14 protein-coding genes are annotated in these 21,899 nt (G+C 35.0%); 2 read left to right on the forward strand and 12 right to left on the reverse strand.

What is annotated here, in order from left to right; translation table 11 throughout:
* Position 1 precedes the first annotated feature (1 nt).
* Entirely contained in the window at positions 2–1,009 is a 1,008-nt protein-coding gene (moaA, locus tag ACFFVB_RS14700) for a GTP 3',8-cyclase MoaA (RefSeq protein ID WP_382383923.1), read from the forward strand.
* On the opposite strand, the gene ACFFVB_RS14705 is transcribed toward moaA, so the two are convergent.
* The 8 genes from ACFFVB_RS14705 to nirB all read right to left on the reverse strand — a co-directional run bounded on the left by ACFFVB_RS14705 (position 1,006) and on the right by nirB (position 13,755).
* Complete coding sequence (locus tag ACFFVB_RS14705; protein WP_382383925.1) at positions 1,006–2,451, reverse strand: rubredoxin; 1,446 nt, start codon at positions 2,449–2,451, stop codon at positions 1,006–1,008. The two genes, moaA and ACFFVB_RS14705, sit on opposite strands and share 4 nt — an antisense overlap.
* On the reverse strand, positions 2,451–5,975 hold the full coding sequence (locus tag ACFFVB_RS14710) for a molybdopterin-dependent oxidoreductase (RefSeq protein ID WP_382384189.1): 3,525 nt from the start codon (positions 5,973–5,975) through the stop codon (positions 2,451–2,453). The genes ACFFVB_RS14705 and ACFFVB_RS14710 overlap by 1 nt, the downstream gene beginning before the upstream one ends.
* Positions 5,976–6,055: 80 nt before the next feature.
* The gene (locus ACFFVB_RS14715; protein ID WP_382383927.1) at positions 6,056–7,471 is read right to left on the reverse strand and encodes an MFS transporter; all 1,416 of its coding nucleotides are present in this window, start codon (positions 7,469–7,471) and stop codon (positions 6,056–6,058) included.
* Positions 7,472–7,647: 176 nt separating this feature from the next.
* Positions 7,648–8,304 carry a response regulator gene (locus ACFFVB_RS14720; RefSeq protein WP_382383929.1) on the reverse strand — a complete coding sequence of 219 codons (657 nt, stop codon included), beginning with the start codon at positions 8,302–8,304 and terminating at the stop codon, positions 7,648–7,650.
* 62 nt (positions 8,305–8,366) lie between these two features.
* Entirely contained in the window at positions 8,367–10,184 is a 1,818-nt protein-coding gene (locus ACFFVB_RS14725) for a sensor histidine kinase (RefSeq protein WP_382383931.1), read from the reverse strand.
* Positions 10,185–10,195: 11 nt separating this feature from the next.
* Positions 10,196–10,777 (reverse strand): DUF4202 domain-containing protein, encoded by a 582-nt coding sequence (locus tag ACFFVB_RS14730; RefSeq protein WP_382383933.1) that lies wholly within the window; start codon positions 10,775–10,777, stop codon positions 10,196–10,198.
* A 30-nt stretch (positions 10,778–10,807) separates the two neighbouring features.
* Positions 10,808–11,185 (reverse strand): nitrite reductase small subunit NirD, encoded by a 378-nt coding sequence (gene nirD, locus ACFFVB_RS14735; protein WP_382383935.1) that lies wholly within the window; start codon positions 11,183–11,185, stop codon positions 10,808–10,810.
* 32 nt (positions 11,186–11,217) lie between these two features.
* On the reverse strand, positions 11,218–13,755 hold the full coding sequence (nirB, locus tag ACFFVB_RS14740; RefSeq protein WP_382383937.1) for a nitrite reductase large subunit NirB: 2,538 nt from the start codon (positions 13,753–13,755) through the stop codon (positions 11,218–11,220).
* Positions 13,756–14,043: 288 nt separating this feature from the next.
* Between nirB and ACFFVB_RS14745 the strand changes: the two genes are divergently transcribed.
* Positions 14,044–15,315: an alginate export family protein gene (locus tag ACFFVB_RS14745; RefSeq protein ID WP_382383938.1), complete on the forward strand. Its 1,272-nt coding sequence runs from the start codon at positions 14,044–14,046 to the stop codon at positions 15,313–15,315.
* Between the two features lie 485 nt (positions 15,316–15,800).
* Here the strand turns inward: ACFFVB_RS14745 and secDF are convergent, their stop codons facing one another.
* The 4 genes from secDF to mdh form a co-directional block, all read right to left on the reverse strand.
* Complete coding sequence (gene secDF, locus ACFFVB_RS14750; protein ID WP_382383939.1) at positions 15,801–18,764, reverse strand: protein translocase subunit SecDF; 2,964 nt, start codon at positions 18,762–18,764, stop codon at positions 15,801–15,803.
* Positions 18,765–18,994: 230 nt separating this feature from the next.
* Positions 18,995–19,612 carry a hypothetical protein gene (locus tag ACFFVB_RS14755; protein ID WP_382383940.1) on the reverse strand — a complete coding sequence of 206 codons (618 nt, stop codon included), beginning with the start codon at positions 19,610–19,612 and terminating at the stop codon, positions 18,995–18,997.
* A 237-nt stretch (positions 19,613–19,849) separates the two neighbouring features.
* Complete coding sequence (locus ACFFVB_RS14760) at positions 19,850–20,665, reverse strand: universal stress protein (protein WP_382383942.1); 816 nt, start codon at positions 20,663–20,665, stop codon at positions 19,850–19,852.
* A gap of 249 nt (positions 20,666–20,914) precedes the next feature.
* Positions 20,915–21,841, reverse strand: a complete 927-nt coding sequence (mdh, locus tag ACFFVB_RS14765; RefSeq protein WP_382383943.1) for a malate dehydrogenase — start codon at positions 21,839–21,841, stop codon at positions 20,915–20,917.
* Positions 21,842–21,899: the final 58 nt, after the last annotated feature.

A 21,899-nucleotide genomic window follows, 5' to 3' on the forward strand; every position in this document is an offset into this window, starting at 1 on the left:
AATGAATACAAACACCAACATATTAACCGACGACTTTGGACGCCATCATTCGTATTTACGTATTTCATTAACCGAAAAATGTAATTTACGATGTACATATTGTATGCCAGAAAATGGCGTACCATTAACCCCAAAAGAACACATCATGACGGCTGATGAGATATTAAAAATCGCATCGGTATTTGTGAAACATGGCGTTACTAAAATCAGGTTAACAGGCGGAGAACCTTTGGTAAGAAAAGACTTTTCTGAAATTCTAAAACAACTTTCTGCCTTAAATATTAAACTTTCAATTACCACAAATGCTGTCATTGTAGATCGGTTTATAGACGATTTTAAACAATATGGCTTACAGGATGTTAATGTGAGTTTAGATAGTTTGCAAGCAGAAAAATTTACATTTATAACACGCCGAGATCAATTTAAGAAAGCATACGATAACATCATTCTTTTATTAGAAGAAGGCTTCAATGTAAAGATGAATGTGGTTTTGATTAAAGGTTTTAACGATGATGAAATTATCGATTTTATTAAATTCACAAAACATCTTCCTATAGCAATTCGCTTTATAGAATTTATGCCTTTTGATGGTAATAATTGGAATAAAGAGAAACTAGTCACTCAAGCGGAAATCTTAGAACAAGCGCATTCACATTTTGATGAAGATGAAATAATTTCACTAGAAAACGAAAAGAATTACACGAGTAGAAATTATCAGATAAAAGGCTATAAAGGTGTTTTCGGAATTATAAGCTCGGTTAGTAATCCGTTTTGCGACAGTTGTAATCGTATTCGATTGACGGCTAATGGAAATATTAAAAACTGTTTGTTCTCGAACCAAGAAACCAATTTACTTACAGCATACAGACAAGGTGAGAACATAGAACCGCTTATCGCTAATTTAATCCAAAAGAAATATGCGGTACGCGCAGGTATGAGAGATTTTGAATCCTTAAATAATCCAGAGAATCACACGAACAACCGCAGCATGATTACCATTGGCGGTTAATCTTGTTTGATGTGCTGTGTTAATATCTTACTGATAAAGTTCGATTTCGGCGCTTCGCAAAGCGAACACGCATACGTGTCTGGCAAATCGGAAAAGGGTGTATTTGGAGCGATGTCTTGCGTTTGATCTCCATACGTTTCATTATAAACCGTCAAACAATCTTGACATTGGTGCACTTCTGCTTCAATCGTTTTATCCGCTTTTTTAGCTAACTTTTCTTCGTCACGTTCTGTTCCTAATTGCTCGAAATACAACTGACTCAATTCCATAAGTAAACCTGGTAATTCTACTTGATCTACATCTTGAACGTGCGTAATGTATTCTCTTGAATTAGGGTCGAAATTTTTAGCGTATAACAAATTATAAGTATCCCGAATTTTATAATCTGACAACGCTTTAGGCTGTTCATTTTTTTCGATCACGATAGACGTAAAATAATATGCTTTTTTAGCAAGCTCCGTTATTCCGAAGGTTAAACCATATGTACTAATATCGTTTTGATCGAAATTAGCCACTAAATATTTTTTTAATTTTAAAGCATCTTCGTTAGCTACTGGCAAATGCCAATTCAGTTCTAGCATGGAATGGCGCACGTTAATTCCGAATTTCCCTAAGAACTTTTCCCAAATCAATTTGGTGTCATTTGGTATATCTTTCACGATAAACGATTTCCACGGTGTGATAGATATTTTACCAATTTTACAATCGGAACATAAATCGCACATCGCTTTTAAAAAGGCTAAATCGTATTTATTATTTCGCCAATATAAGCCCAACCAATATTTATCGTTCCCAATCCGATTCATCCCTTCGTAATACGGAAACGGATAAAATGGCACTTGTAATGGTTTATCTATGGTTCTGTTATTCGTGTCTATTGCATCGTTTACTAAATCGAAAATCATCTCGACACTTTCAGGCTCTTCTTTTAAAAGGCCTTCAATTGTCGTTTCAATTTTCGCCATATCCCAACTATAAATTAAAGCCGGATATACTTCTGTTTTCTCCCATTCTGGCAGACGGACATACAGATACCAATAATCTTCGTGCTCTGAGGCTATAAAGTTTAAATGCCCTGTAAATAGTGGTACCAAACGCTGTCTAGGATCTGTAATATTAATTTTTAATTGCGGATTTTCACGAAACTGCTCCAACACATACAAGTACTTTTCTCCAGTTAACCACGAGGTACTAGAAAAAATCCCTGCACTTACATAAGACGACACTATATTCACAGAGCCTTCGCCATGAGATGGCACAACCTGAAGATTATCGACGGTCTCTAAGTCCTTAGGATCTACTTTTCCTGACAGTAAAATATCTTGTCGAGACCCAAAAGAAATGGTATCTAAACCTAAACTTTCTGCTGTTAAGCAAATCGATTTTAACTCTCCTGGAGACAATACACCTCCTTTTACAATTAATCTAGATAACTCTTGCATTAGGCTAAAACTTTATGATTATTTAATATCTCTCGTACTTCAGTTTTACAACTACCACATCCCAATCCTGCACCTGTTTGGTTACATAATTCGGTAAAATTCGTACAGCCTTTACTAATGGCATCATTAATATTCCCCTCTCCAACTTGACTACAAGAACACACCAACTTCCCTATTACAGGTTTATCGTTAGATGCTCCTCTTAATAATTTATCGCGTTTGTCAGACAGCTCTACTTTACTTTCAATAAGTGTTTTAAACTCGGCAAATTCATTCTTATCTCCCATCAGTACCGCTCCAACTAAGAGATCGTCTTTTACGATACATCTTTTATAGTAGCGTTTAGACATGTCCATAAAAATGATTTCTTCGTAACTATTATCGTTTTCAGGAACCGTTAGATTACCTAAACTACATAAATCTAAATCGCTAAATTTCAAGATATTCATAGAAACAGAACCTTTATAGATACTGCTAATATCTCCCGCTAAATAGTTTGCTAAAATCGCTGCTTGCTCTTCGGCTGCGGAAGTAATTCCTAAAATATTATTATTGAATTCTGCTATCTCGCCAATAGCAAATATATTGGGATCTGAAGATTGTAAGTGATGATTCACCTTGATGCCACGACCACAAATAACACCACTAGATTTTGCTATTTCAATATTCGGACGTGTACCGATAGCATATACAATGGCATTCGATTTAAATGTTTTCCCACTCTTTAAGGTAATATTTAGAGCGTTTTTAGTGTCGTCGTCGTCGAAAACCGTACTGACTTCATTAGAGAAATAAATTTGAATCCCCAATTCTTGAACATGTTTCGCTAATAGTTTACTTGAAATGGGATCTAACTGCCGCTCCATTAAATTAGAAGCGCGCTGAATAATCGTCGTGTTTACATTTCTATGCTTTAGTGCCGCCGCAAGTTCTAAGCCTAGAAGTCCACCACCAACAATAGTCACATGCTGATCTTCGGCTTTAAGATTAGTACCATCTAAATACGACTTAAAGCGATCTGCATCATCTTTGGAGCGCAATGTAAAGCGACCAGGCAAATTAAGTTGCACATCGTTGGGCACAAAAGAACGACTTCCTGTAGCCATAATTAGCTTGTCGTACGCATGATGATTTCCATGATTATCGGTTGCTAATTTATTATCACGATCAATTTCAACAATAAACGTTTCCGCATATAATTCAATTTGAAGCTTCTTGAGTTCGTTAGCCTTAATCTTTAAAAGTTGCTCCCAGGTTAACTCTTCAGTAACATATTCTGGAAGTAAAACGCGATTATAGAACGGATTAATTTCTTTTGAAAACACAACTATTTCATCTGTTTCGCTATGTTCTCTATAATTCTGAATAAAACGAAAGGCTGCAGCACCTGCACCAACCACTAGTATTCTTTCTTTTTCCTTTTTATACTTGGATACCGCTACCCGTGTATATTTAAAATCTGGCTCTTTAGAGATTGGATCGACAATAGTATGCGTTAAATTATTCGCACGATTTAAATCGCTTTGTAGCTGTTTTCCCCAGTGCATTGGTAAAAAGACCACACCATTTTTAACACTATCGGTTACTTTTGCACGGACTCTTACAATCCCTAATCCACTTTTAACATCGACAACATCGCCATCTTTTACTTTATTTAAAAAAGCATCTACAGGACTTATCTCTAAAACGGGTGTAGAATAATGCGTTTTTAAACGCGACACTTTCCCTGTTTTTGTCATAGTATGCCATTGATCACGAACACGACCTGTTGTTAAAATTAATGGATACTCTTCGTTAGGTAAATCGGATACATTATTAATAAAATCGGGGATATTAAATATCGCTTTTTGCGACGGCGTATAGAATTTTTTATCTTGAAACAAACGTGGCGTTCCTTCTTTTTGGCCTTCTGAAACTGGCCATTGAAACGTTCCCTCGCTTTTTAATCTCTCGTAATTTAATTCAGAAACATCGATATTCGAGCCTTTAGTCATCTCGCAATATTCCTGATAGATTTCGGCAGTAGAGTTATAGTTAAATCCGTTGAATCCCATTTTCTGAGCAAACTCACATAGAATTTCGACATCCGGTTTTGCTTCTCCGGGCGCTTCGATACCTTTCGGTAAATATGAAATACGACGCTCAGAATTTGTCATAGTACCTTCCTTCTCTAACCAAGCTGCTGCTGGTAAAACCAAATCGGCATGTTCTAAAGTATCCGATCGGTTTGAAATATCTTGAACCACTACAAACTTAGCATTTTTTAGAGCTTTCTCTATTTTATGGGCATTCGGCATACTCACCATTGGGTTCGTACATACAATCCAAACTGCTTTCATTTTACCGGACTCTAAAGCATCAAACATTTCGGTCGCCGTATACCCAGCTTTATCCGAAATCTTATCTACTTTCCAAAAATCGGCAACTTCTTGACGGTGTTTTTCATTAAATAAATCTTTATGAACAGCCAATAAATTTGCCATTCCTCCTACTTCTCGCCCCCCCATGGCATTGGGCTGGCCTGTTAACGAAAATGGTCCAGAACCCGGCTTCCCCACTTGTCCTGTAATTAAAGATAAATTTAAAAGCGCATAATTTTTATGTGTCCCAATTGCACTCTGATTTAGACCCATGGCCCACATACTGATAAAGGCCTTAGATTGCCCTATAATTTGCGCTGCTTTTTTAATTTCATCTACAGTAATACCGCATAATTTTGCAGCATCACTTAACGATGTAGAAAGGACTTGTTTCTTATATTTTTCAAAGTTTTCTGTATGATTTTTAATAAAACTTTTATCAATCATACGACGTTCTATCAAGCGTCGGCCAATAGCATTATATAAAATGACATCTGTTCCTGGTAAAATTTGAAGATGAACATCTGCGAAATTAGCAGAATCAGTCTTACGCGGATCAACCACCAAAATCTTTACATTCGGATTCTTTTCTTTGTGTTGTTCGATACGTCTAAAAAGTATGGGATGACACCATGCTGGATTTGCTCCCGTGATTAAAAAGCAATCTGCTAATTCAATATCTTCATAAGAAATTGGCACTGAATCTTCACCAAATGTTTTTTTATACCCAACAACTGCAGAACTCATACATAACCTTGAATTGGTATCAATATTATTAGTTCCTAAAAACCCTTTTGTTAGCTTATTTGCAATATAATACTCCTCGGTTAAACACTGCCCAGAAACATAGAACCCAACACTATCCGGACCGTGCTTTTCTATAACCGATTTAAAAACTTTTGCTGCCCGATCTAAAGCTGTATCCCAACTAACGCGCTCCAAAGGATGCGATTTACTCCATCGCATTTCCGGATATAATAATCTATCGGACACATCGTTTGCAACATAATGCAAATTCATTCCTTTAGAACATAACATCCCTCTGTTTACAGGATGGTCTTTATCACCTTCCACATAAACTTTATTATTTTCATCCTTCTTTACGATAATACCACAGCCTACACCACAGTACGAACACGTTGTTTTAATCTCTTTTTGAGGCATCATATGTACTTAATACATTTGTCTATTCATCTTAAATGTAATAAAACTATTATTACATAACTGTATTTTTTAATCGTAATTTATATGGACTGTGTTGCCATTTGAGCATCATACTCCTCGTCATATTCTTCTTCAGTAACGTTATCTGTCGCGGTTGCGAACTTAATGGCTAATGTTCCTACTCCAACCAAGACTACAATTCCACCTATTAGTAAAAATCCGCTTGATACTGCCGAGGAAGCTGCTGCGGCTTGAGCGGCCTGAACTGCTTCTGCCCCTAGTCCTTCACTGGCTGTTATCGCTGCTTTTTCTGCAACAGCCGATTTAGATTTTAATAATATGGCTGCTAAAAAAGCGCCTACATTTCCTCCTGCTCCAACAATTCCTGAGATAGAACCTATCGCTTTAGAATTCACAAAAGGAACAACAGAGAATGTCGCACCTTCTGCCATTTGCACTGATAAACTAAATAGTATTAAAAGTGATATTCCCACTACGATTCCCGTTGCTGTAGAAAACAAAGCTAACATTACGCCTTCGATAGCTAATATGGCGGCAAGAAATAAAACACGTCCGCGTAATCCCTTTAATTTTCCAAATAAATCTCCGAAATATCCTCCTAAGGTTCTAGCAAAAATATTCATCAAGGCAAAGGAGAGTACGATATTTCCGGCTGTAACACGTTCTAACTGGAAAGTATTCTGTAAATAATCGTCCATCGTTCCATACACGGTTAATTCAATTCCGAAACATGCTGCATATACAAAGAATAAGATCCAAACACGGTAATCTTTAACGGCCTCCATAAAACCAACATCATCCTTTTTGGTTTGCGGCATATTACCAGCTGCTTTTAAATCTTTATAATTTCCATCTATAGTATCCTGAGTAAAATTATAATACACAAGTCCCATTAAAAAGCAAACCACACCAGCTATAATCATAGAATATCTCCACGCTTCCGATTCGGCTGCTCCAAAAGCAACAACCGCTGCAGCGATTAAAGGCATCCCTAAACGATTGGCACCTCCACCTAAATTTCCCCAACCAGCAGAAGTAGCATTCGCCGTTCCTACAATATTTGGCGCAAACATAATTGAAGTATGAAATTGCGTAATTACAAATGAAGCTCCAATAAACCCAATAAAGAATCTACACACTAAAAATTGAAGAGGCGTTTGCACAAAGCCTAATAATATTACCGGAATAGCACCTATTACTAATAACCACGAATAACAAAGACGTGGTCCATATTTATCACAAAGTTTACCGATTAATAATCGCGCAAATACAGTACCCGAAACAGCAAGTATAATGGAATTCCATTTTTGCGAAGGTGTTAACCCCAAATCCCTAACCACGTCTGGCATAAACGGCACGATACCGAACCAAGCGAAGAAACATAAGAAAAAGGCGATTGATGTGATCCAAAACGTTCGGATTGGAAGACTCTTGACATTTAAAAGATCTAATTTTGTAGCTTTTGTAGAACTCATAACAATTGAATTTATACGTTAGTGTGATAAAATTAAGTATTAATACTTAATTACTACGTATAAAATTACGTATTTTTTCAATTATTACGTACTTAGTAAAAATTCACGCTTAAATTATTAATCTTTCAAAAAGAGACATTAAGAAGCCAAAATATAATGATATTTAGTCCTAAGTATTATATTAACTGATACTTAGAGGCCATTTTAGTAAGCTCGATTAGATTTTTCACATCCAGCTTTTTCATAAGATTGAATCGGTGAACTTCTGCTGTCCGTTTACTAACCTCCAAATCTTCAGCAATTTCTTTATTACTTTTCCCATCTAAGACTAAAGCTAGGATTTGCTTTTCACGTTTGGTAAGCTTAAACGTTGCTTCTGGTTTTTCTAATACTTCCGTTTGTTTCGCACCTCCTTTATTAATCATACTATTAACAATAATAGATGAAATATCCCCTGTAAAATACTTACCTCCAGAGGCAATCATTTGTAAAGCCTTTATAAATTCTTCTTTGCTCGATCCTTTTAATAAGTAACCATCGGCACCAGCATTTATGGCATTTAAAACGTATTCTTCAGAATCATGCATAGACAACACCAATGTTTTAACAGGGCTTTTAGCCTTATTAAGTACTGCAACAACTTCTATCCCATTCATTTCTGGCATACGAATATCCACAATTAAGACATCTGGATTACAAGCTTCTACAACTTTAAGTGCTTCTTTCCCGTCTGATGCTTCATCCAATACATGAACGCCTTCCTGATCTTCTAATAAAGATTTTATTCCATCACGGACTAAGACATGATCGTCGGCCAACACTACATTTATCATCTACTTATATTTTCAAAATTAATACGTAGCAAAATAATCAAAAATTAAGTAAATACGCAGAATTAGATAGGGATATTTAAGGTTATTCGCGTTCCCGACGCTTCAGAAGAGTTTATAAACAGGCGCCCATCAATGTAGTTAATTCGTTCATTCATAAAAGTCATTCCCATACCACCAACTCCGGTTCTAATGTTTTTTGGACGGTTAATATCGAAGCCCTTACCATCGTCGTCTATCGTGATACTTAATATATGCTCACTGTGAGAAATAGACACCAATATATACGTAGAATCGGCATACTTAATGGCATTATTTATTGCCTCTTGAGTGATGCGATACATATTAATTTCGACTAAAGAATCTAGTCGTTTATTGAAATTTGTACGATTATATAACTCTATTTTTTTACCTGTAAGTCTAGATAATTCTTGTGTTAATTTTGAAAGTGCAGGAACAATACCATAGTCGCTTAGTTCTGGCGGTGTTAAATTAAACGTCGCTGCACGCACGCCCTGGATAATATCGCCTGTTAGACTTTTTAGATGCTCTATTTTTGAAGCCGCCTTTTCTAGGTCGTTTAAATTTACACTCTCTAAATTATACTTAAGCCCCGTTAGCATTTGCCCGATACCATCATGAATATCTTTTGCGATTCGGTTTTGTTCTTTCTCTTGGTTCTCAATAATTTTAGATGAAATGATCTTTTGCTGATTCATTTTTTCCTCGTAACTCGACTTCGTTAACGATTCTAAATCTAGCTGAGCTTGCTTTTTTTCTGTAATATCTGAAGCAATAATTAAAATTTCAGATTTTTCAGATTTTGAATTAATCGGAATTAAATACATTTCTAACCACAAGATCTCTCCAGAGTTTTTTACGGCTTTAATCTCGCCTTGCCAACCCGATTTATTGTAGGTTTTTAAAATATGCTCTACGTATTGCTGATCGTTTTTTACTGTTGAAATTAATTCAGAGAAATTTGAATTTAAATTGATTTTGAATGCCGACTGCTCAAATAATTTAGAAAATTTCTCACCAATATGAAGAATAGCCCCCTCTGGCGTTACACGTGCAAACAACAAGGTTTTATCCATAGTCTGATTTAAAACACGTAGTTCTTTAACCGATTTTTCATTTTCTTTTCTTAGAAAATCAGCTTCCTGAGCCGTATTGATTGCTCTTTTTTCTGATCGCAAGAGTCTAGTAATGGTTTTTTTAACCATTCTAGCTGTCGGTTTAAAAATAAACAGAAACTCTAAAACGAGAAGTAGTAATGTAAAAATCATTAAAAACAATTCCCACTTACTTAACAGATTTACCTTTTCGTTAGCTTCAGAATCATATTGATTTACAATCGTATCCATAAGGCTTAAAAAACGAAATGCATTCGGATTGACCTGATTCACATAAGGAGTCAACTGATTTTGTTCTGTATTAGGTTCCTTTTCTAAAAGGGATATTATGGATATTGAAGCGTCGTACATCTCAGAAAACGGAGTCTGAATACGATCGAACAACGCAACAATTTTGTCGCTATTGGTTCCTGAAAGTTCTAGGCTATCACTTCCCTGAAGAAGGGCTGTATGCGATATTTTCCATTGTGCTAAGGTCTTCTTTAAAGTATCCTTTAAAACTAAACGTTCCGAAAAATCTGTTGCATGTGCTATTAAAAGCACTTCTTTATTTAGTTTCTGACTAAGCATACGTTGCCGACCAGCAACGTTTATAACTGAAGAATCGTCCTGCTGATCAATTAAGAAATTGCGGACGATTATTTGACTTATAATTACAGAACATGCAATAGCACCTAATGCAAAAATATATAACCGACGTAGCCTATTAAACGTACTCGTATCTAACGAACTACTGCGATCATTCATTTAAAATATGTTTAAGATAATGCCTTTTGAATAAGCTTAAAACTGGATTCTGAATAATTTAAAGTCATCGCTTTTTTATGCGCTGCATCAGACATTTTATTCCATGTTTTTTGTACGATATCAATTAACTTTGGTTCGTCATGTTTCGTTGCGAAATCTTCAAAATAGTTTTGTAAGAATACTAAACACACCACATCTTCTAGCGTCTGTGAATCTGGATCTTTTTTAAATGATTTCTTACTCATTAAAAACTGTACACGCTCGATAAATTCATCATCATACCCAACAGATTTCATTATTTCACCTGTTAAATCACCGTGCATTTTTTTAAGATCGTTACGCCAATTCATATATCCCGCCTTCGTCATTGGATATTCGTTTCTAGGAATTTCCCAACGACAAATATGCTGTGCACGAGCAGCGATTTGTAAACTTTCGGAAGCCGTTGGCATATAGTTCAACAAGCAATCTGTCATGCGCTGTGAATACAACAATTCTTTTGGCATGGATTCGCCATTACTGATGTCACGATTTAGATCTTGAGCATTTTTTTCATCAATTAATGCTATAGCTTGTTCAAATTTTGCACTCACGGTTTTAAAGTTTTTTGGTATCTATCAAATCTATTCAGAAAATCCGATATACACAAAGTTGTCCTCTATTTTTACAGGATAAATTGCAATAGGATTTAAATCGCCATTTAAATTTTCGCCTGTCTCTAATGAAAATGTTTTTTTATGTAACGGACAAGCGATTTTAGGTGTTCCTTTTTGATCGCCTAACATACCTCTAGACAACACCATTTCCTGCTTTTCTGGTGATAAATTCTGACAAGCATACCAGGTATTTAATCGTGAAAAATTAAACACTGCTATTTGTAAATCTTTATATTTCACACATGCACCACCATCGCTTGGAAACGCTTCTGTTGAAGCCGCTTTAAACCAAACCTTAACATCTTCTTGAGTCGTTGTTTTGTACTTTGACATTACTTTTTCCATAATTTATGTTTTAAAACGTTAACGTTATTTAGCTATAGTGTAACTTCTTTGACCTCTTTTTCCCAATGTTTTGGCATTTTTTGATCTCTTAAAGGCACAAAAACTAAATTATCATCTCTATCCTCTGAATTCACAAAATGACTAAAACGCTTCTTCATCTCATCATTTTCAATCGCCTGTTTCCACTCGCATTCGTAGGCATCCACTAAAAATTGCATCTCTTTTTCTAACGCTTCAACAATATTTAAACTATCGCCAATAACAATCTTTTTAAGCTGTTCTATTCCACCTTCTAATTTATCTAACCACGCTGCAGTTCTCATTAAGGGTGCTGCGGTTTGTATGTAATACATTAAGTAGCGATCTATGTATTTTATTACGGTTTCGTTATCTATTTTTTCAGCTAATAATTCTGCGTGTCTTGGTGTTGCTCCACCGTTTCCGCCAACATATAAATTCCATCCACCTTCTACAGCAATCACTCCAAAGTCTTTTCCTCTAGCTTCTGCACATTCTCTGATACAGCCAGAAACACCTCCTTTTATTTTATGCGGCGAACGCAATCCTTTATATCTGTTTTCTAAAGCGATGGCGAAAGAGACACTTTCATCTAATCCGTAACGACACCATGTAGAACCTACACAACTTTTTACTGTACGTAAAGATTTTCCGTAGGCATGACCACTTTCAAAACCATTATCAATTAATTCTTTCCAAATGGCAGGTAAATCATTTAATTGTGCTCCGAAGAAATCGATACGAGCACCTCCTGTAATTTTTGTATATAAATTATATTTCGATCCAATCTGACCTAAAACAATTAAGCCTTCTGGTGTGATTTCTCCACCAGCAATTCTTGGCACTACAGAATACGTTCCGTTACGCTGAATATTTGCCAAAAATTTATCGTTAGTATCCTGAGTAACATCTTCCTTATTTGGTGTTGTATTATATAAACTCGCAAAAATTGAAGACACTAAAGGTTTACACGTTTCGCAACCATGTCCTGTTCCGCAAGCATCTAATACCTCATTAAAAGAGGTTAGTTTTTTTACTTTTATAATGCCGTATAATTCTTGTCGGCTATATTCGAAATGTTCGCAAATCACATTTTTTACGGTTTTACCTAGAGACTTCAACGTTTCGTTTACTAAATCGGTAACCATAGGTTTACAACCTCCACAGCTTGTACTCGCTTTTGTTGCAGAAATAACACTAGCCAAATCTTCGCAAGAACCATCTTTAATAGCCCCACAAATCTGACCTTTACTCACGTTTTCGCAGGAACAGATCTGAGCTTCGTCTGGCAAGTCTAATGCACTACCAAATGCACCGCCTTCGGTTGCAGGTAAAATAAGTTGTGCTGCATCTTCGGGAATAGCCATACCGTTTAAATACACTTGATGTAGCATATTATAGTCCGATGCATCTCCCACTAGGATTCCTCCCAATAAAGATTTACCATCTAGACTTACATTTATTCGCTTATATAAATACTGTGTTTTGTTTTCGAAAATAACCGAATGCCCTTTTGAAGCAGGCATAAAAGGTTCTCCGAAACTAGCGACATCTACACCAATTAACTTTAATTTGGTAGACATGTCTATTTCTGCAGGCATTAAAACCTCTACATTACCTATAATTTGACTTGCAGCAACTTCTGCCATGTCGTAACCAGGAGCAACTAATCCATAAATCATCTGATTATATAAAGCGACTTCACCAATAGCAAAAATATCCGAATCTGAAGTTTGCATTTTATTATTCACAACAATTCCACCTCGAACTCCCATTTTTAAATCACACGTTTTTCCTAATTCATCGCGAGGTCGAATACCTGCAGAAATAATTAACATCTCTACATCTAACTTATCATCTTCTCCAAACTCCAATCCTGTGATATAACCATCGTCTCCTAAAATTTGATTGGTTGCCTTACTTAAATGGATGTTTAATCCGATGGACTCTAACTTTAATTGTAAGACTTGACTACTTCTAGAATCTAATTGTCTAGGCATTAATTTAGGAGCAAACTCAACAATATGCGGCTCTAATCCCATATCCATTGCCGCTTTACCTGCTTCTAAACCTAATAAACCACCACCAAGAACAGCCGCTTTAGCATTAGGGTTTTTCGCCTTTATTTTAGCAGCATATGCCAACATACCTTCCAAATCTTCGATTGTTCGATATACAAAGACACCTTCTTTTTCTACGCCTTTTACGGGAGGTACGAAGGCTGAAGACCCTGTTGCCAGCACCAAATAATCGTAAGCATATTCTTGATCTTCAACACTGGTTATCGTTTTTTTATTTCTGTGAATATCCGAAATACGGACATCCGTAATTAAATCTATATTATGATCTTCGTACCAAGATCTAGGAGCCATTTCTAAGGCTTTTGCATCCTGATTCTCGAAAAACTCACTCAAATGAACACGATCGTATGCAGGTCTTGGCTCCTCGCCAAACACAGTTATTTTAAATGCTTCACTTCCTTCTTTAGCTACAAATTTTTCACAAAACTTATACCCTACCATTCCGTTTCCTACAACAATCACTTTTTTCATATACGTAGTTATTATTCGATTACTTATTTCAAAAGTAAGTATTAATACTTAATTATGTTGCCGAAAATTAAATATTTTTCAAAAAAATACGTATTTTTACCAAAAACTAAAACAAAAGGCTTTTAAATTATTAATAGTGAAATTCTAATTAATAAAATTAGAAATCGTTATTTTTAAGGAACGCTAAATCCGTTATCGCTTTTAGATTTTTGAACATAAATAACTAGAATTAATTCATTTAATTATAAGGACTTAACACCTAATTATTAATCAATTTTACTATATATTATGACTAAAATTACTCTACTAACAGTTTTACTTTTAATGGTTTCAGGTAGCTGTTTTGCTCAATTTTCTATTGATGGAGAATTGAGACCTCGAACAGAATTCAGACATGGTTACGGCACTTTAATCGCAGATGATGCCGATCCGGGATTTGGGATTTCGACTAGGGCGCGCGTTAATCTAGGATATAAAAAAGAGACTTATGAAATCTATATTGGCGTTCAAGATGTTTTTGTTTGGGGAGAAAACAGACAACTTTTAATTGAAGATGCTAACAATTCATTATCTCTTTTTCAAGCATGGGCTAAACTTAAACTAAATGAAAATTGGTCGACTAAATTAGGGCGTCAAGTTATTGCTTACGACGACCAGCGTATTTTAGGAGGCGTAGATTGGACACAACAAGGCCGAAATCACGATGCGGTTCTTATTCAATTAGGAAAAGAATCCTTAAAATTTGATGCAGGGTTTGCTTACAATCAGGATTACAATAACCCTTCTGGGTTTCAGAATACGGATAACACCTATTATACCACTGGTTATTTCTCTTACAAAACCATGCAGTATGGTTACGTAAAAAACACTTGGGATGCGTTTTCTGCGAGTTTCCTATTTATGAATAACGGTTTCCAAGAATTTGATGACAACAACAAAGCAGATGGACTAAGTAATTTACAAACCTTTGGAACCCATTTAGTATACAAGAAAGCTAACTATGATGTAGCGAGTAACATATACTTACAAACAGGGAATCGTCAAGGCGATATAAAAGTAAACACCGGATTATTAGCTAGTATAGATGCTCATTATAAAGTTACTTCTAAAGTAAAATTAGGAGCAGGATTTGAATATATAAGTGGAAAATCTCAAGATGAATCTGCAGACGAAACAGGAGCATTCTTTCCCTTATATGGTACCAACCACAAATTTAATGGATACATGGATTATTTCTACGTAGGGAATCACGCAAATTCTATAGGTTTAGTTGATATTCATATGAATGCAGATTTTACATTAGGAGAAAAATCGGTGCTAGGTGTAAGTATTTTAAACTTTTCTGGAGCTGAAGAATTATCTAGCGGAGAGAAAAGCTTAGGAACAGAAATTGATTTAGTGTTTCAACACAAGTTTAATGAGTTTTCTGTAGCCGCTGGATATTCACAAATGTTTGCTTCAGATGGAATGTACGAACTTAAAGGTGTAACGGAAGACTTAGCTGCAAATTCTCAAAATTGGGTTTGGGCAATGCTTATTTTAAAGCCTAAATTTTTATAGACGATAGTATTTCAAGACTAGATTATGATAAAAAAAGCCTGTAAAACTGAGAGTTTTGCAGGCTTTTTCGTTTTTAGTCTTAACTCTCCTTTGCTTGATTCTATAAAAAAATTCATCTAGAGACTATTAACCCGTGTTATTATACGTTTTTCATCACCTGAATATGTTTCAAGATCACACAAGTATTGATAGCCTAGAGCCTGATGAGATGCAGAAACACATCCAGCATGACGCTCCCATTTCTAATTTTAAAATTAACAAAACTTCTAAGCTCACGATTATAAAAACTAGTGTCTTAATAAAAATAGATTCTTCAGTCTGTTACGCTTCGATCTGAATGACCGCCTCATTTGACATTTCAATGTGAGGATAAATCTTATTTCCGAATCAATATTACAAGCTTACAGCAGCCCTGTTTTAAACAACAAAAAGCCTCCTAAACTTACGCTTAGAAGGCTTTTTAATACTTATTAAGATTCGGTTACTTATGCAGCAACTTCGTCTCCTCCTTTTAACTTTCTTTTCTTTTCAGAATTAGCTAAAGTATCGTACATAATAGGTGTCGCTATAAATAATGAAGAGTATGTACCTACTACAACCCCAACTATTAATGCGAACATAAATCCACGGATAGAATCTCCACCGAAAGCGAAGATTGCTAATAACACAACTAATGTAGTTAACGATGTATTTAACGTTCTACTAAGTGTACTACTTAAAGACGTGTTTACAACTTTATTTAAGCTCCATTCTGTGTGGATTCCGAAAAACTCACGAACTCTATCGAATACAACCACGGTATCATTCAGCGAGTAACCAATTACGGTTAAGATTGCTGCGATAAACGCTTGGTCGATTTCCATGTTAAATGGCATGAATTTGTATGTTAAAGAGAATACACCCAATACAATAATAACATCGTGGAATACTGCAGCTACAGCTCCTAATGAATATTGCCATTTCTTGAAACGGAATAAGATGTATAAGAATACTACAATTAGAGATCCTAATACAGCCCAGAAAGATTCTTTCTTAATATCATCGGCAATTGTTGGACTTACTTTGTAAGATTTCATTAATCCTACCGTTTTGTGCTCGTTATCGCTAATAAAGTCTTCGTAAGAAATACCTGTTAAATGTGGCTCTAAAGCTGTATATAAGCTTTTTCTGATTTCCTCATCAACCTCAGCACTTGTTTCGTCTACTTTAAATTTCGTTGTAATCTTAACTTGGTTAGCACTACCAAAAGTTTTAGCATCTGCACTACCAAAAGCTTCGTCCAAAGTAGGAACTAATTCTGAAGGACTAACATTTTCGTTAAAACGTACTTGGAAATTTCTTCCTCCAACAAAATCTACACCTTGATCTAATCCGTTTGTAAATAAAGAACCTAAACTAACGACTAATAAAACACCTGAAACGATATAAGCAATTTTACGTTTTTGTAAGAATTCTATATTAATGTTTCTGAATAAGTTTTTAGTAATTCCTGTTGAGAAATCTAATTTACCACCACGGTTTATGTACCAGTCAATTAATAATCTAGTAATAAAGATCGCTGTGAATAATGACGTTACAATACCAATTAATAATGTAGTTGCAAATCCTTTAATTGGACCTGTACCAAATATAAATAAGATTAAAGCTGTTAACCCTGTAGTAATGTTTGCATCTAAAATTGAAGATAATGCATTACTGAATCCGTCTTGAACTGCTTCTCTCTGACCTTTACCATTCGATATCTCTTCTCGAATACGTTCGAAAATTAACACGTTCGCATCTACCGACATACCAATAGTTAATACAATACCGGCAATACCAGGTAAAGTTAATACAGCTCCTAATCCAGATAATACACCAAAGATTAATAAGATGTTTAATGCCATTGCAATATCTGCAAATAATCCTGCTTTACCGTAGTAAAAGAACATCCAAACTAATACTAATGCTAACGCGATAACGAAAGAAATCTCTCCACTATCAATCGCTTCTTGACCTAAAGATGGTCCAACAACTTCACTCTGAATAATATCTGCAGAAGCAGGTAATTTACCAGCACGTAAAACGTTTGCTAAATCGACAGCTTCATTTAATGAGAATTGTCCAGAAATTTCTGAATTTCCTCCAGCAATTGGTCCAGTAGTTACACCCGGTGCAGAATACACGACGTTATCTAAAACGATAGCAATCTGACTTTGTTGAGAATATGCTTTTCCAGTTAATTCTTCCCAAATCTTAGCTCCTTTTGCATTCATTTGCATAGACACAGCAGGCTTACCTAATTGGTCGTATTGTTGTGTTGCGTTAGTAACAACTGCTCCACTCATAGGTGGTACATTTTCTCTGTTACCAATTAAGGCATATAAACCTACAGCATCACTACCTTTTTCAGGCATACCGAAAGCAAATTTAACGTAACGTTGCTCCGCTGGAAGTAAAGCTCTAATATCTGCTCTGTTTAAGTAATCTAAAACAGTTTGTTTGTCATCAATATCGAATTGAGCTACAATTGGCCCACCTTGGTATCCTTGTCCGATTATTAAATCTAATAACGGGTTTGCAGAAACACTAGTAGAATCTGTTACCGCTTCACCTAATAAATCATCAATCTGAGAATCACTTTCTGAAGCTTCAGCAACTACATCATCTGTAGTTGAAGTTTTAGCATCTGCTTCTTCTTTAAGCACATTGTTTGCTTGAATAATAAAAGGAATTAAAGATTCTCCTTTATAAACATCCCAAAATTCTAATTGTGCTGTACTTTGTAATAATTTTTTAGCACGCTCTACATCCTTAACACCTGGTAATTCAACCAAGATACGTCCAGATTCACCTAAACGTTGGATGTTTGGAGATGTAACTCCAAATTCGTCAATACGCTTACGTAATACTTCGAAAGCAGATGTAATAGATTCATCAATTTTTCTATCGATAACAGGCTTCACTTGGTCGTCTGTCATATCGAAAGTAATTTCATCACTTAATGCTCTGTTTGCAAAAATGTCTGGAGATGCTAATTTAGTGTCTCCTTTAATTTTGTCGAACGCGATGTAGAAATCTTCTAAATATGTATTCTGACTGTTTTTTTGAAGTTCTGAAGCATCATCTAATGCTTTATTAAAAGCTGGCTCGCTAGTATGATTAGCTAAACCTTTTAAGATATCTTTTACAGATACCTGAAGAATAACGTTTATTCCTCCTTTAAGGTCAAGTCCAAGATTCATTGCCTTGTCTTTTACCTCGTCGTAAGTGTAATCTGCAACACCTAAGTTGAACACTTTTTCTGTTGATAATGAATCCAAATATCTAGCCTCTTTTACGGAGTCTCCATTTGAATACGCTTTTGCCGCGTCGTCGATACTGTTTGCTTTAAACGTGAACGATAATTGGTAAATACTCACCAAACCGAACAAGACTGCAAACAACTTTACTAATCCTTTATTCTGCATTATTTAATTATTTATTAATAATATTATGACATGTAAGCTGTACTTAAGACGGCTTAACATGTAGTTTTTAGATATATAAGTGAAGGATAATTGTAGACCGATTTGTCTAACTATCTTTTTAGGAGTGATGACTTGATTGCTCCGCCACACCGTTAATTTTTGGAGGAAGTTAAATACATCATAAACACTTACCTATGATGACATTCTGAATTAAGAAACATTGAACCTCCTTAAACTATAGGTCCTGCCCTAACTTCGGGTATTTTCTTAGCATTATTATCTATTGCAAGCGCAATATTTTTGTAAAACTTATATGCTACTTTTATTGAAGAGAACTCAATAACATCCGTAGTAGATGTAGTAGATGGATAATCGTTTGAATTATTAAAATGATGACTGCTCGCTTTTAACTCTACAGCAACTTTACCTGAATGTTCGAAAGCAAAATCGTGTCCGTCATGGATTTCAAAAACATTAAAATTATAAGTAGTACGAGTTCCGTCATCTTCTGAAGGAAATTGATTAGGCTTTGCAGTAGAATTATCGAATGCTAAAAATTCGTCTTCAGACAATATGTTTTTTATACGATCTACATCCGAATCACTATAGTAAGTAATATTTAAAACACCTTTTTCACCTGCGCTAACCTGAATGTTTTCGGCACCAATGCGTTCCAGTTGTTTGGTAATGGTAGAAATGGCTTTCTCGGCATTTTCTTGCGCAGATTCATAACCAGAAAGTTGCAGAACAATTTCCTGATTAGGCACAGCATTTGGTTGTTGATTAGCAACACCAAAAAAGAAGGCAACGATTACCGTTAAAGTACTAATGTACCATTTCAAATCCATGCGCCAAATATAGGAAAAATTTAACACTACATTCTATGCTTCATGATATTTATCCGAAGCAACTTAAACGACTACGTATTAAATAGATAACACTTTAAAAATACCGAGAACCATGTAAAAACATAAACTTTTTTATCTCGATTTGTTAATTTAATACGTAATCTTCAACTCTAAAAGCCATGCGAATTAAATTCTTCCTAAAACCAACAGATTTACGACTATAAATTACAGATTAAATTACTTAATAGGAATAGATAATAGCGGAATATTTAAACCAGAAGCCATCACTCTTGTTTTGCTTTTATGTACTAAAGATTCCCAAAAACCATAAGCTTTAGGCATCATAACCAATAGTTCTGAATTAGATTTTTTGATTTCCTTTTCTATTTCCTCAATAACAGTATCCGATTCTATATTCTTATATAGGTACGTAACCTTTTCTAATTGAGCATCTATATTACTAATCGTATTGGTATTCAATTTTAATTCGTCGATCATTTTATCTACATAAAATACAGTGACATCCGATTTTAAATTATTTGATAAGACTCTAAGTTTTGCTAACGTTTTTAAAGGCACAGCTTGCATCAAGTCGCAAGAAAATAGTATTTTCTTCATCCCTTTAAATTCCGCATGTATTGGCACGGCTAATACAGGAAATTTTTTCATACTTATTAATGTGGTCGTCGGATTCCCTAATAAATTTTGTTCTAAAGATTTATCAGACATCCCTATAATCAAAAGTGATGCATCTAACTCGTCCATAAGATTATCTATCTTAAACTCTAATTGCGCATAGATGCATTCATAATCGACAGAAATCTTATATTTAGATTCTAAAGACGATGCTTTTTCTTTTAATTTATTTCGATTATTTTCTATTAATTCATCTATATACGTTGCCGGAAACCTTGTATTTGAGGCATGAAGAGGAATTTGGAATGCATTAAAAAGCAGGAGTTTTACATTAAAATGTGCTGCTATTGCGGCCGCATAATCAACTGCATTATTTGCTAATTTTGAAAAGTTTGTTGCTACTATAATTGGTCCCATAACTTGATAGATTTTACTCCCACTAAGTTACCTAATTAATCAATTTTCAGCAAGGAAATAAGCCCCATATTTTCTTTTAAAGAAGGAAACCAATCCCGGCAAAACACCATTCTAAATACAGAAAATACAACGCTCTATTTTGTAAATAGTTAAGGCATTAAAACCAAGATCATGGTATACAAAAATGGACCAAAAACAAAAAAGACTGCCTTTACAGACAGTCTTTAGTATTATATATTTAGAAAAAAATTAGATTTCTAACAATCCGTTTGTTTTTCTTACACCTTCAGCACTTGCAGCCAAATGCGCTTTTTCTTCATCGTTAAGTGTAATATCTACTATTTTCTCGATACCATCTTTACCTAAAACAACTGGTACACCTAAACAAATATCAGTTAAACCGTATTCTCCATCTAATAATGTAGAACAAGGGAAAATCTTTTTAGTATCGCAAGCAATAGCTTGTACCATTCCTGACACAGCTGCACCTGGAGCGTACCAAGCAGAAGTTCCTAATAATTTAGTTAATGTAGCTCCACCAACTTTAGTATCTTCTTTAACTTGATTTAAACGTTCTTCAGATAAAAATTCTGAAACTGGCACACTATTTCTAGTTGCTAAACGTGTTAATGGAAACATTCCAGTATCACTATGTCCACCAATTACCATACCGTCTACATCACTAATAGGCGCTCCTAAAGCCTCTGCTAATCTGTATTTAAAACGTGCAGAATCTAAGGCTCCACCCATTCCGATAATTCTATTTTTTGGCAAACCTGTAGCTTTATGAGCTAAATATGTCATAGTATCCATTGGGTTACTTACAACAATAAGAATCATATTTGGAGAATGCTCAAGTAAACTTGTAGATACATTCTTAACAATACCAGCGTTAATACCGATAAGTTCTTCTCTTGTCATTCCTGGTTTTCTAGGAATTCCACTTGTAATCACACAAACATCACTACCTGCAGTTTGGCTATAGTCGCCAGTTACACCTGTAATTTTTGTATCGAATCCGTTTAAAGAAGCTGTTTGCATTAAATCCATTGCTTTACCTTCTGCAAAACCTTCTTTAATGTCTAACAAAACAACTTCTGAAGCGAAGTTTTTAATAGCGATATATTCTGCACAACTTGCACCTACTGCTCCTGCTCCAACTACTGTTACTTTCATTATAATATATTTTTAGATTGAGATTATTTTTATGTACGTAAAATTAACGATTTTAATG

It is taken from the genome of Formosa undariae, assembly GCF_042427615.1.
GTDB lineage: Bacteria > Bacteroidota > Bacteroidia > Flavobacteriales > Flavobacteriaceae > Formosa > Formosa undariae.